A 13,143-nucleotide genomic window follows, 5' to 3' on the forward strand; every position below is an offset into this window, starting at 1 on the left:
GTCAGTTTTTCGGAAGAACGATATAAAACCGGGTTCCCCTCCCTACTTCCGACTCGAACCATATTTTACCTCCCATCTGCTCAATGCTTTGCCGCACGATGGCTAGCCCTAAGCCTGAACCGGATTGTTTGGTACTGAAGTGAGGAAGAAAAATTTTATCGCGAATGGACACGTCAACGCCTGCTCCGTTATCCGCCACCGTTATACGATAAGAACCATTTTCTTCTTCCAGTTGAACAGTAACAGCAACTTTCTCATCAGGCCTTTCGGCCTGAAGCGCGTTTAAAATCAGGTTGGAAACAGCCCTTCCCAGCAACTGCCTGTCGGCCCGGCCAACCGCCTTCACTAAACGGGTTTCAAAATGCACAGTACCGGTTTGTTGATGTAAAGCACATGTCTCTTTCAGTAGTACAACCAAATCAACCGGTACCAACACCGGTTCAGGCATTTTGGCGAATGTACTGAATGAGGCAGCTATGCCGTCCAGCGTATCAATCTGCGCAAGCAGTAAAGCAATGGAAGCTTTCATTCTATCGGAAAGTTCGTTTTCACGGGTCCGCTCCAGTTGCTGCAGAGTGAGCTTCATGGGTGTAAGCGGATTTTTAATTTCGTGGGCAACCTGCTGGGCAATTTCACGCCAGGTTCGTTCGCGTTGTGTGCGCTCCAGCTGCACTTTGCTTTCACTAAGCTTAATCAACATCTGGTTGTATTCCCGCACCAGTAAACCGATTTCATCTGTTGAAAGCCAGTTGATAGGCTGATTCGATTCCGTTAAAGATACCCGCCCGATTTGCCGGGTTATCATCCTCAAGGGCCGGGTTAGCCAGGACGAGGCCAAAAAAGATACCACCAGCAAAACAAGAAACAGCACCGTAAAGATGATGAGGATATTTGCCAAAATGGTGATCAACATGGCCTCCAGTGCATCCTGCGACTGAAAATACGGTATTGCCACAATGCCCTGCAGTTTCCCCGTTGCCGCATTTAACATACCCGCATAAGCTACATAGTAACGTAACCGGCCGACTTGCTCCTGTAAAACAAATGCGCCTTCTCCGCTGGTAATTCGGTCGTAAGCCTGCGGAGGTATAACCGGAGCGAGCAACTGGTATTCAAAGATCAAGGGCTGCGTGGAGGCCATCAGGTAACCGGCCGGGTTATACAAATTGGCATCGAGGTTTGCCAGTTTTAGCTGCTGGATAAACCGGTTCTCCAGTTCGATAGCTTCTGAACCGGAAGCCTGCGCGGCAAGTGCTTCAACAATGTTTCGTGATTTGGAAAGATACTCGGCATTCAGTTGTTCCTGGGCCGACCGGCTGGTGAGCCCCAGTGTAACCAGGCTTACGGTAATAAGTGGCATAAAAAATGAAAAATTAAGTATTAACTGAATCCGTTCGGTAAAGGAGAACTGCCGTCCGCGCAACAGGTTATTTAAACCGGTGCTCAGTAAAAACAACAGCAACAGGGCCAGGCCGCAAATGAGCAAAAAAGAAAAGTCAGCCAGACGATAGATTAAAGAAGGAACTTTTTTTGAAACGACAGCCACCCTGCCCTCCGAATCTTCAGCCGCAACGTGGCGAAATCCATTAAGAACTAACCCTTCATTAAATAAAGCCGGATTGCCCAAACCATCAAACCGGTTGTAATTATAGGCCCCCGAACCAAACAACACCTGCTGCTTGTGGAAGACGGCATAACTATAATCATGCACGCGGAACGAACGCTGGAAGCGGTTATCCACCAGCAATTCAGGATAAACATTCTCCGGAATGACCTTACGAAGCGACAGGCTAATCGCAACAAAGCCTACAGTGAACTCGCTCCGGCTAATACGGATTAAAGAAATATAGCGGATACCCGTTTCGGCCTGGCCGGAGTTGATGAAGTAAATATTCGGATACTCCGTTTTCGCAGCCCCGGCATCGAACCGGCCAAGCCATGTAGAGAAATTTTCTATCATTGGCTCATCCAACGGATCGCCATTGCCGCTGAACAATTTTATATCAACAACATACTTATTGAAGTATCCGGGAAGGAATACCTGCCGGATTTTCTGCTTCACGGCTTCTTTGCTGCTGAAAGGGCCGCTTAACCGGGCCTGGATAAAAGCATCCGTTTCGATTTTTTTTGATGCTTCATCTAGAAGATACTCGCCAAAATTATCGCGCTCCAATAAAAAATCGGATGCAAACTGCAACTGGTTTCTCACCTGATCTTTAGTGCCAAACCGGGCCACCGCACTAAACGTTACCGCAGCAAAGGCAAGCACCGCGATAAGGAAATATCCGAATGTGGCATACCTTACCTGCAACAGGGAATGATCAAACCGCCAACCGGTAACAACGGCCAGGTAAACAAGTGCCACCAGCAAAGGAGTAAGGTAATATTGCCCGCTTAACTCATTAACAAAAATAAAAACAACTATACCATTAAGCAGGTAACTGAAAAAATGCCAAAGCGGCTTTGAACCTCCAAGAAGGCGGATAAAGACATGTACAAACATGAAAGCGCTTAGCCAGGAAAGCAGCACACATATCAACGCACTCCACCTTAACAAACCGAACGATATAGATTCAGAAACAGCCAATGTAATTGCTGAGTTGTTATAGATAGTTTGAGTGACTACAAACGGATAAAGAAATCCAAACACGATGGCTGTTGCACTGAATGCCTTAATGAGCACACGATAGCCTGGCCTGCCTAATACGGTATGAAGTCCTTCGAACCGTGAATAACTCAAAAACAAATAGAGGCACAGGACAAAAACACAAGCCGAATTAAACAACAGGTCACCCAGGTTTGGGTTAAACCCCGAAGACGCAAAGTATTTCGGATCAAACAGCGGAGAAGAAACATACCGGGCAGGAAACTGTACATAGAGCATCACAAACCGGATGCATAGAAGGCCTGCCGTCAATAACAAAAAACCCTTGCCCGGCTTATTATTGTTGTTACCTGCAAAGCGGATGAGTACTGCACAGTATAAAACTATACCAAGCAGTAAGGCGCCTACTGCAGCCTGGTGACCTGCCCTGAAAACCTGGCCGGCTATGGCAACATTAAAAAGAGGGTATCCTTTTACCGTAACAGGCGCGCCCGTTTGCGAAGACGGATCATACAACTCAACGGTATGCCCGCTAAAAACTGCTTTGTTTTGCCATGGCACCAGGTACTCATTCTGTATCCGGTACTTTTTCTGCAACGGTATTACCGCAGCCAAAATATGGTCATCACCAACTGCATACCGCTTGCATAAAAACTCACCTGCACCAACTTTAAAATAATGAAGTGGCAGCCCATCGGTAAGCACCCGTACGGGCGGCCAGTACAAACTGCTCGTCCAGCGTACAATTTCATTGTCCCTGATTAAGAAAAAATCCTGGTTGGTGAGTTTAGTAGTTATCAAAGCATCCGGATTAGCATTTAATTGTGCGGCAACGGCATTAACTTCATGGTCGGTTGCAACTAAAAGCTGCTCAAGGTTGCGTTGAATGATACTGGCAATTTGTGCTGAATCAGGACCCGGTTGATTGATTAGCACGAGGCCCAGCACAAAACTGACGGAAAGCAGAACAAGCAGTACGCGGTTTATTTTGTCCTTCAGAAATTCACGCATCCTTAAAGTTAAGAAATTAACTTTTGAGTAAGTGTATTGGTGTTGAGGCCCGGGCTTGTTTGCAAGAGGTCCTTCACCTCGCTAAGCGTGGCTCAGGACATCAATGTAATTTAATTGTTTGGGCAAAAGTCTCCACGCTATGCGCCCGGATCATACCGGATGCCGCCAAACAGGTACAAGTAAACAATACGCGAGTACCGGTAGTTAAAAGGGATTAACAACACCATGATGGTGATCACCGTTGTGATGTACACCCAGGGCGATGGATCACCCAACACGTAAAGCAGCACACCCACAGTTACAATAGCAGCCACGGTAAACGCATAACTAACATACATCGCGCCCTGGTAAAAGCCGGGTTCTGGCTCCAGCAGTACCCCGCAATGCGGGCAGGTGTGGTTCATCACCTGAAATTTTAAGAGGTTGGAGGCCGGGTACATAAACAACTTACCCTGCCTGCAGCGGGGGCAGCGGCCGTTAAAAATAGCCATAATAAGAAGTGTACCCATTTTGCTGATTTAAGCCTGAACTTATCGTTGAAAATACGGCTTGCTTTTTAGCAGGGCAAGTTCGCTTAATTGAACACCAACACGGATACTCCACGGACTTACAAAAAATTGGTCAGTTGGCTCAAATAAGAAGTTATATGAGACCATTATAGTCATTTCAATCTTCGGATGAATCAGAACCTGTCGGCCTACACCCAGCAATAGGCTTTGCTCCCAATTTTTTGTACCATCCTCTCCTGAAGCTACTCGGTAAGTTGTATTTCGTGCAAATTCAGTGTAGAGGTAAAAGTTACTGAGTACGTCAAAGCTTACAAAACTTTTATACCCCCACATGTCGGCCGAAAAATCAGGGGTTAACGGATTACTAAATGTTTTCCTGTAATTCAAGCCCATTCCGGCAATCCAGCGGGTGGTAAACCGGTAGCCAATGGCCGGAGAAAAATCAATGGAAACAGGCTTGATACTCAATACCTGAAAGTTTGCCGCAATGTAAAGTCGTTCAGCAAATGATTTACCGGTAAGGGAGGCACGTTTGCGGGCAGTACGCAGGTCGTTGCTGTTGGGCACCACCGCATACTTCTTCATCAGTACATTCAACCTTTTCTGAACACTTTCTATAATCTCAGGATGATCAACGAGGTAATTTGTTGCCAATTCTTCGGCCATCTTCCGTGCCTGGTCTTTTATGTAGGCCGAATCGCCAACCTGTCGTGCCTTATCGGAATACCCCTTCCATGGCTTATCATTCCGGGTAAACACAGTAATTTCATCCAATGCTTTTAATTCTTTCAAGTTTAGAAAACGGCTGTGCACTTCATTGCTCAGGTTTTTCCGGGCAATGGAAATCAGAGAATCTTTTTTAAGGTACGCGCGGTAGTGTTCTCTGTAACTGGTTAGCCGTACAGCAGAAGCCTGGATGGAATCATTAACCCTGCCGCGAACATGTGCTGCTATTTCATTGTTAACCGAATCGGTAACTGCTGCCACCCGGCCGGAGTCAAGCAGCAGCTCGTACTCCGATATCAGCATATTCTGTTTTAATACACCCAACTCATCTTCATTCTCGCGCCAGGCATGCATCAGGCTGTCGGCCTGCAACTGCCATCGTCTTTCAAATGCTTTTCTGTTTTTAAGGCTGTCTTGTGCATAAAGTTTTTTATACTTCTTCAGTTTTTCCTTTGCTGATTCTGCCTTTTCAATTTTTTGAATGTGTTTTGCAGAAAGCACCTGGCTATCCGGTACCACCTGCCCGTGAACCTTTCTATCACCGAAAATAAGAAGAGCGGTTACAGTTATTATTCTAATGCATGCTTTATACGGCTGCAGCATAACTTACAACTTATACGTCAGGCCAAATCCAATATCCAGGATACTTACCGCGGTTTCAATAACCGTATCGCCCTCATTGCTGGCTATGTAGCCTATCCTGCTCCACCAAACCTTCCAATGCACAGTATGTGTGGCTTTGGTGTGCATAAAAGCCCAGGTTCAAAAAAAGATCAAGGCGGCCTGAAAGGCGATACCGGGCCGATGATTTCAGAGTGTAGGTAAATTCAATAACCGGATCGGCAACATACAGCAATTCAAAAAATGAATCTCCATGATATTTATAAAACGTTCTGGGATACGACACGCTGGTTGCACCGCCAAGGACAGCTACCTGTAAGGTAATTTTATCCCTTTCCATCACATCATAAAAGGGGCCGGCCATAAAACTGTACAACTGATAGGGCACGGTGGTTGCGCTGAAACTCGGAATTAATTCCGGTGGAGCAAACAGGCTCAGGGAGTGCGCTGCTTCGCGCGGCAAGCGGCTGTATCTAAGCGCTACCATACCACCCCAGCGGGGTTTAATATAGCGCGCTGCCTCTAATATAACATGGTAACCCGTAACAGCAAGACCGTCCCAGTCTCCCCATTCAACATCCTCACCGCCAAACTTACCTACCGGAAAGGCCGGGCCGACACTTAGGGATAAGCGTGTTTTAAGCGAATCCTGAGCGAAGGCCCAATTGGTGAAGCATATGCAACCAACGACCAGTAAAAGCAATTTTAAGTTCATTTTACTTCCTTTTTAGTTTCCGCAAAGCCTCTCGTATAAGGAGAGATGCTGCGCTATGCCTCACGAAATCCAATACCCCTGCAAGGCCAATACTCCTAGCTCAAAGTTGCATCACAGGACACTCTGCGGTGAAAGAAAGAAGTATTGAACTAGAACATTGAATCAATCTCTCTTCGTATCTGCTCGGCCTCTCCAGGCTTTAAATATAAATTCACGGTGTCATTCTCAAGAATAGTAATTTTACTCAAGTTATAGTAAATTTTATTACGATAAACTTTCTTAGCAAAGAGAACAGCTGCGTTCAACGAATCCGGCACAATGAATTTGTACAATCCAGACTTCACTCTTACTCCAGAAATATGTGAATTAACCCATTACCTAAGCAAGGCCAATAAGATTTCCTGCTATTTTCTTCTGGAGCGTTTTTTAATAGCAGGCAAATTCCAATTCCCTCTGAATTCCTGTGGTGTTTCCACCAAAATATCATTTCCACGAATGCACGCTTCTATTGCGATACGATACTCCACTCTTCTATAAATTCTAATATCCGTTTTCATGCTATCGAACATACTTATAAACTCATATCCTTCAATGCAGGCTTTAATCTCTGACGCGACTGAGTCCAACGGAACACTTGTCCGATGGATTAGATATATAAGCGATCGTATTTTAACTGGTACATATTCATATACAACACCCTTAGTGGTTGTTATCGAAACTATACCATTCTTCAAACTCCAATGGCCGCCTTGCCGGGGAGGTGACTTCCAGTTTTCGGCTATGCTCTTCAGCCACACAACCGAATCGTGATTCAGATAAAAATGATGTGACTCAAATTCTGATATCCGTTTGCTGAAGTATCGCTCTTGTAGAAGGCTGTCATTTGATAGGAGCCCAACAACCATAATTATCGCATATTGACCCAGCATCGCTGAACTTATTTTATGTTATAAGGAATCAAAACTCTCTCGAAATACCGTTCGTCATGTGCTAAAGATCTGCTATTAAAGAGGTAGTAGTCGATCCAGGAATGAGCCCTGCCAGCAATCCTTGAGAAAATTCCATGAAGCGACTCATGAAAAAACGAAGACTCATCATCACGTTTTAACCAAGAAATAAATGAGGCCCCATTCTGATTCAAGCCACCTTCAGCCCTGCTAATCATCCTTGATACAGTACCTGTTCTTGAAGGGTCATGAATCAGTTCTTTTGTATCTATAATGATCTTTCCTCCCCAAAAACTCTCATCTGTTTCTATAAATCTGTGTGACAGAGTCAATCTATCAAATTCGTAATCAGCCCTGCCATAAATTACATCAATAAAGCCACGAGCATAACTGAAGAGTGTAGCAATATTGGGTGCCTGGGCTAGTATATCCCATGAAAATTTGCCGTTCCTTAAGGGAATAACCAAATCGCCAACGGCAATATCTAGTCTGGAAAAAGGCTCTTCTCCCATTATCACATTTGATAGTGTCGATTTCATAGTAGTGGCTAATGCTATATAAGTAATGTTAATAATGCCATCTGTTATTTTTAAACCTCCATGTTTGTAAAGATAGTTGGCAAGCTCAAGTCCAATAACGCCCAAACCATAGCCAATCGCAGATTCAACAGCACCTCGTGCAGTTGCCCGAAGAAACTCACGGGTATTCCAGTCAGCTCCGGCTCTAGCAGCATTCCAAAAGTAATTTCCTGCCCCAATAAATGCCCCGGCTGCCATGTGCCTTCCTAGTGCACCAAGTTGTTTCTGTCGACTACAATGATTACAGAAAGCATTTAGGTAAGGCATGGTATACTGTTGAAGCACAAGTAGTAGTAGTAGTAGTAGTAGTAGTAGTAGTAGTAGTAGTTATGAATATATTAGAAAACCCTACCGAAGAGTTTTCGGTATGTAAGGTCTTCCAAGAACTTTAAGTAATTACAATTGAATAGAAAAAGAAATACCCGGAAACCTACTTTTAATCGCTTTAAAACTTCAGGCAATCCGTCTCCTGCTGTTCTTGTACCACAAATACCCCAGCACCATTACAGCCAGGTATGGCAGGCTGAGCAAATAGAGGATGCCTGTATTGATGCCGGCTGCTATGCCTACATTGCCGTTGCTGATGTTGTTCTCCAGTGTACTGCGGCACATGGCGCACTGGCTAAAGGCGTTAACGGAGTGGATAAGTCCAAAAAAAATCAACAATACCTGGCGTTTCATGGGTAATACGGACGAATCATCAAATATACAATAACACCGGTTACAGCCACATACAGCCAAACCGGAAAGGTATAGCGCGCCAGCTTTTTGTGCGCTTCAAACCGGCCGCTTATGGCCCGCACGTACGTAAAAAGCACCAGCGGAATTACCCCCACCGAAAGCAGAATGTGCGAAATCAGAATAAAAAAGTAAACATAGCGCAGCGTGCCTTCCCCTCCGTAGGGTGTGGATTCGCTGGTCATGTGGTACAGCACGTACATTACCAGGAACGATGCCGAGAGAAGGATGTTTATTTTCATCAACCGTTCATGGGCTTTCCGGTGGCCGTTTTTTATCAGCACCACCGCAGTAACCAGCAACACAGCCGTTATCCCGTTAATGGTGGCGTAGATGGGCGGCAGAAACGAAAAATCGTAGCCGGGAATTTTTACCCGGAACAGCAAGGCCACAGCCAATGGCACCACTATCGAAACTGCTATAATCAGCCTGTGGTAAGGTTCAGCTTTCTGCATGGTTAATACTTTTTAAGAATAATAGCCGCTTCTGTTAACAGCCGGTCAACATCTTCGCGGGTGTTGAAGTAATGTCCGCGGATACGTCTGTCCTGATCAACAAGAACCAACGGCTTTTGTTCAGCGATAAATAAATAACATCGCGCAAGGCTGTCGCGAACAGTCATAACTTTTACCAAAGTAATTTCATTCGCAGCAAACGATTCCTTAACCCGCATTAGTTGCTGATCCTCCCGTATGAAAGCGTAAAGAATAAGCGGGGTTGAGCCAAAGCCACCCAGGGAGTCGAGGATAGCATCCGGAACCCGGTACGGTTCCGGCCCAAAAGGTGGGCAACCTGGGGCTTGCACGGGGGGTCCATCCTGGTAAAGGGGTGCAACTTCAAACTCATTTTTTCCAAACTTTTTTAAAAAGAAAAAAACAAACCCCGGAATAACAAACGCCAGTACCAGCACAATGTATTTCAAAAATTTTCTACTCAGCATTTGCCCGTTTAAACAAAAGAGGCTTAAGTTTCCTTAAGCCTCATCGAAAATATTTTCAACTAATTAAGGTCTTACGTCTGAGATGGACATTCCCTCGTACACAAAGGCTACCAGCATCCACACCACAAACACCATTGGTATAAGAATAGACCAGAGCAGCACTTTTACCTCATAACGCAGGTGCATAAACTCGCCTACAATGTAGGCGGCTTTCACAATCGTCATTAAGATAAACGTCCATACCCGCAGGTCTTTCATTTCGTGCGGTACGCCAAATGCCACACCAAATTCAAGTAGCGTAACCAGCCCGAGAATACCGGCCACCGTCCATAGTTTTTTAATCTTGGCGGTATCCGGAGGAAGAACCGTTACCTGGGGTGCATCTTCAACATGTGCCATAGGTTAAATCAGTTTAAACGAGATAGAAAAATGTAAATACAAATACCCAAACCAGGTCAACGAAGTGCCAGTACAGACCCACCTTCTCCACCATTTCATAGTGCCCACGCCTGTCGTACACCCCGGTTACTGTATTATAAAACACGAGGAAATTCAACAGCACCCCGCTGAACACGTGAAAGCCGTGAAAACCGGTGATGAAAAAGAAGAAGGCCGCAAAATCAGGAGGGCCGTATTGATTCATGCGCAGGTTGGCGCCAAAAAAGGTTGTTCCTTCGGCTACCGCGCTGCCTTCGTGTGTTCCGTGAATGAAGTGTGTCCACTCCCAGGCCTGGCAGCTTAAAAAGGTAAGTCCTCCGATAATGGTCCAGAGCATCCATTTTTCAACAGCTCTTCTATCCATGCGGTGTCCGGCCTCTACGGCAAGCACCATAGTAACCGAACTCATAATGAGGATGAACGTCATCAACCCCACAAATACGAGCGGGGCATTAACGTTGTGAAAGAACGGGATAGAAGCAAAAACCTTTTCGGGTATGGGCCAGTAAGCCTGTGAGAATTTAAAGGCCTCCACAGCACCTTCGTACGCATGGTGCGATGAGCGGACAAGGCCGTAGGTAATCAGTAAAGCAGAAAACGTAAAGGCATCCGAGAGCAGGAAGAACCACATCATCAGTTTGCCGTAGCTGGCGTTCATCGGTGAAACTCCGCCATCCCATACGCTCTTTCCGGGTGCCGGTACCGTTACGGTTGAAGGATTTGCCATGAGGTAAAAGTAAGGTTTTCGGTTTAAGGATTAAGTTTAAGAAATACGAACAAATATAGCCAAAGAATACCCAAAAAATGCCAGTAGGTGCTGCACATTTCCAGCCGGGTAAGATTTTTTGAGTGTACTTTAAATTTATAGGAATCAGCCAGCACTACCCCCAGAAAAACCAGTCCGCTTACCAGGTGCAGGCCATGAACGGCAGTAAGCACATAGATGAAGGAATGTGAAACATTACTGCCTGAAAAATACTGGTTGAGCTTTATCATTTCGCCATAGGCCAAAAGTTGACCGACCAGGAAGCCGATGCCCAGCAGCATGGTAAGTCCGATGCCCAGTTTAACCAGTTTCAGGTTATCGTGCCGGGCGGCCCGGGAAGCCCCTATCAATGCTATACTGCTGGCTAAAATTATGACTGTATTGATCGCCATTTGCTGCGGCATGATGATTTCGGCCCAGCCGGTATCGGCCCGTTTTACCAGGTATGCGCTGGTCCATGCACCGAACAGCATGAGCACACTAACCATGAACAACCACAAGGCAAACTTTTTGGGGTTCATGGAAAGCGGCTGCTTCGCCTCTTCAACAATTTTCAACTCTTTAATATGCGAATCCATATCCATATTCCTAATTTCCCTCCATTACACTTTATCCAACAAGTAGGCTACCTGAACAATAGGTAAATACAAGAACGATCCAAACATGATGCGTCTGGCGCTTTGCCTGCTTCCGTCTTTCATCAATGAAAACGTCTGTGCCAGGAACAACACTCCGCACACCGTTGCTACTATGGCCGAATCAATGCCGGTAATTCCGAACTTGGCCGGCAACAATCCAAGTGGCAACAGAAACAGGGTGTAAATCATAATTTGTATGGCGGTATTCAAATCTTTGCTGCCGCCAAACGGAAGGAGTTTGAATCCGGCTTTTTTATAATCCTCATCGGCAAGCCAGGCAATGGCCCAGAAGTGCGGGAACTGCCAGATGAACTGAATGCTGAAGATAATCAATGCTTCATGCGCTATATTGCCGGTAGCAGCGGTCCACCCCAACAGCGGAGGAAGCGCACCCGGAATGGCTCCTACAAAAACAGCAATTGAGCCTACCCGCTTCAGCGGAGTGTACACAAAACTATACAACACCATGGAAAGAAACGAAAGAAGTGTTGTAATAGGGTTGGTATAAACAAACAGAATTGAAATGCTAATAACAAAACAAACCAATGCAAACACAGCTGCTTCCTTCACGCTTACACGTTCCGTTGGAAGTGGCCGGTTCATCGTGCGCATCATCAGTTTATCGTAATCACGCTCAAGAATCATGTTCACTGCGATGGATGAGCCTGAAAGTAAAAATCCACCGATGAAAACCATCAGCAGTTTAGACCAATCCACTACCGGTGAGGCAAGCATAAAACCGAATGCACATGAAAAAGCAACAAGTAATGAAAGCCTGAATTTGAGCAACTCCCAGAAGGCGTATACTTTGGCCAATATCCAGGCTAATCCTGTAAGGCTGTCAATCGATCGGGCAATCATACACTATAGTTTAACATCACGCGCCTTGGTTTGTTCAGGCAGAGCAACAACTGAAATTGCACTCCAAAACTCACAGTTGCAAGCAACAGGTGAACAGGCTGAAGAAAGGCAGGCACAGAAAACCAGGCCATTCCGGCACCGCTCAAAAATGTTCCCAAAATTAGCAGGAATACCGTAGCTGTAAAACCTTTCAGCGACTCATATTTTCGAGATTTAAATACAAAAACAGCACTGACAATCAGTACAATCCATGAAAACGACCGGTGGATAATAAAGTCAAAGCCAAGTTGCGAAACCCAGAGACTGCGGTCAGCCACGGCAGTTGCTACCCGATCAAGCGCTTCCCGAACCTGGGTGCCCAAAATAATCTGCACCAGTAACAACCCCATTGCAGCGAAAAGCCAGCCGGAAAGACCGGATGGATAACCCACGGGTTTTGAATCCTGGGTGAAAGAGCCCAGGTAAATGAGCAGGCATACAATAAGCAATGCCAGCAGCATGTGAAGCGTGATCGTCCAGGGAGTAAGGTTGGTTGAAACTACAACAGATCCAATCCAACCCTGAAATACAACCAACACCAAGGTGATAACGGCAATGGCGGGAATAATTTTTTTTTCCTTCCTAAACTTCAGCGAAGCAAGCACAACCGCAATAATTAACAGCCCGATGGTTACACCAACCAGTCGGTTTACATATTCGATCCAGGTTTTTACCGGGTTAAAGTCGGCTTCTTCTTTTATTGACTCATCTGCCAGAATTGCTTCAGCGGTATCAGTAAAGCCAAGCGCACTAAGGTATTTTGCAAAGCGCCTGTTTTTCTGGTCGCGGTAATCTGAATAAATCTGCTTGTAATCCGGGGGCAACTCGCTTACCGATGCTGGCGGTACCCAGCTTCCAAAGCATTTGGGCCAGTCGGGGCAGCCCATACCCGACCCCGTACTTCGCACAATGCCACCCACCAGAATCAAAAAATAGACAGCAACCAGTGTACTAAAAACAAGCTTTCGAAATGCGTGCATGTGCTGTTAAAAAGATAACGGTCAATCTTCT

Annotated in this window: 13 protein-coding genes; all 13 read right to left on the reverse strand. The window is 45.7% G+C overall.

The genetic code is table 11. From position 1 onward, the window contains the following. Window position 1 precedes the first annotated feature (1 nt). The 13 genes from HRU69_14680 to HRU69_14740 all read right to left on the reverse strand — a co-directional run bounded on the left by HRU69_14680 (window position 2) and on the right by HRU69_14740 (window position 13,112). Window positions 2-3,616, reverse strand: a complete 3,615-nt coding sequence (locus tag HRU69_14680; GenBank protein ID QOI98649.1) for a HAMP domain-containing histidine kinase — start codon at window positions 3,614-3,616, stop codon at window positions 2-4. Between the two features lie 137 nt (window positions 3,617-3,753). Next, on the reverse strand, window positions 3,754-4,125 hold the full coding sequence (locus HRU69_14685) for a DUF983 domain-containing protein (GenBank protein ID QOI98650.1): 372 nt from the start codon (window positions 4,123-4,125) through the stop codon (window positions 3,754-3,756). A 21-nt stretch (window positions 4,126-4,146) separates the two neighbouring features. Further along, a complete protein-coding gene (locus HRU69_14690; protein QOI98651.1) occupies window positions 4,147-5,454 on the reverse strand; it encodes a hypothetical protein in 1,308 nt (435 codons plus the stop codon). 73 nt (window positions 5,455-5,527) lie between these two features. Beyond that, window positions 5,528-6,187, reverse strand: a complete 660-nt coding sequence (locus HRU69_14695) for a hypothetical protein (protein ID QOI98652.1) — start codon at window positions 6,185-6,187, stop codon at window positions 5,528-5,530. 937 nt (window positions 6,188-7,124) lie between these two features. Then, window positions 7,125-7,910, reverse strand: a complete 786-nt coding sequence (locus HRU69_14700) for a hypothetical protein (protein QOI98653.1) — start codon at window positions 7,908-7,910, stop codon at window positions 7,125-7,127. A gap of 255 nt (window positions 7,911-8,165) precedes the next feature. Then, window positions 8,166-8,393 carry a hypothetical protein gene (locus tag HRU69_14705; protein ID QOI98654.1) on the reverse strand — a complete coding sequence of 76 codons (228 nt, stop codon included), beginning with the start codon at window positions 8,391-8,393 and terminating at the stop codon, window positions 8,166-8,168. Then, the gene (locus HRU69_14710) at window positions 8,390-8,905 is read right to left on the reverse strand and encodes a DUF420 domain-containing protein (protein QOI98655.1); all 516 of its coding nucleotides are present in this window, start codon (window positions 8,903-8,905) and stop codon (window positions 8,390-8,392) included. Before HRU69_14710 ends, HRU69_14705 begins: the two co-directional genes overlap by 4 nt. Before the next feature lie 2 nt (window positions 8,906-8,907). Continuing rightward, window positions 8,908-9,390: a hypothetical protein gene (locus HRU69_14715; GenBank protein ID QOI98656.1), complete on the reverse strand. Its 483-nt coding sequence runs from the start codon at window positions 9,388-9,390 to the stop codon at window positions 8,908-8,910. Between the two features lie 63 nt (window positions 9,391-9,453). Beyond that, window positions 9,454-9,789 (reverse strand): cytochrome C oxidase subunit IV family protein, encoded by a 336-nt coding sequence (locus tag HRU69_14720; GenBank protein ID QOI98657.1) that lies wholly within the window; start codon window positions 9,787-9,789, stop codon window positions 9,454-9,456. A gap of 13 nt (window positions 9,790-9,802) precedes the next feature. Continuing rightward, the gene (locus tag HRU69_14725; GenBank protein ID QOI98658.1) at window positions 9,803-10,555 is read right to left on the reverse strand and encodes a cytochrome c oxidase subunit 3; all 753 of its coding nucleotides are present in this window, start codon (window positions 10,553-10,555) and stop codon (window positions 9,803-9,805) included. A 23-nt stretch (window positions 10,556-10,578) separates the two neighbouring features. Further along, complete coding sequence (locus HRU69_14730; GenBank protein QOI98659.1) at window positions 10,579-11,172, reverse strand: cytochrome c oxidase subunit 3; 594 nt, start codon at window positions 11,170-11,172, stop codon at window positions 10,579-10,581. Between the two features lie 24 nt (window positions 11,173-11,196). Next, the gene (gene cyoE, locus HRU69_14735; protein QOI98660.1) at window positions 11,197-12,093 is read right to left on the reverse strand and encodes a protoheme IX farnesyltransferase; all 897 of its coding nucleotides are present in this window, start codon (window positions 12,091-12,093) and stop codon (window positions 11,197-11,199) included. Beyond that, complete coding sequence (locus HRU69_14740; GenBank protein ID QOI98661.1) at window positions 12,090-13,112, reverse strand: COX15/CtaA family protein; 1,023 nt, start codon at window positions 13,110-13,112, stop codon at window positions 12,090-12,092. Before HRU69_14740 ends, cyoE begins: the two co-directional genes overlap by 4 nt. Window positions 13,113-13,143 lie beyond the last annotated feature (31 nt).

The organism is Flammeovirgaceae bacterium (assembly GCA_015180985.1).
GTDB lineage: Bacteria > Bacteroidota > Bacteroidia > Cytophagales > Cyclobacteriaceae > UBA2336.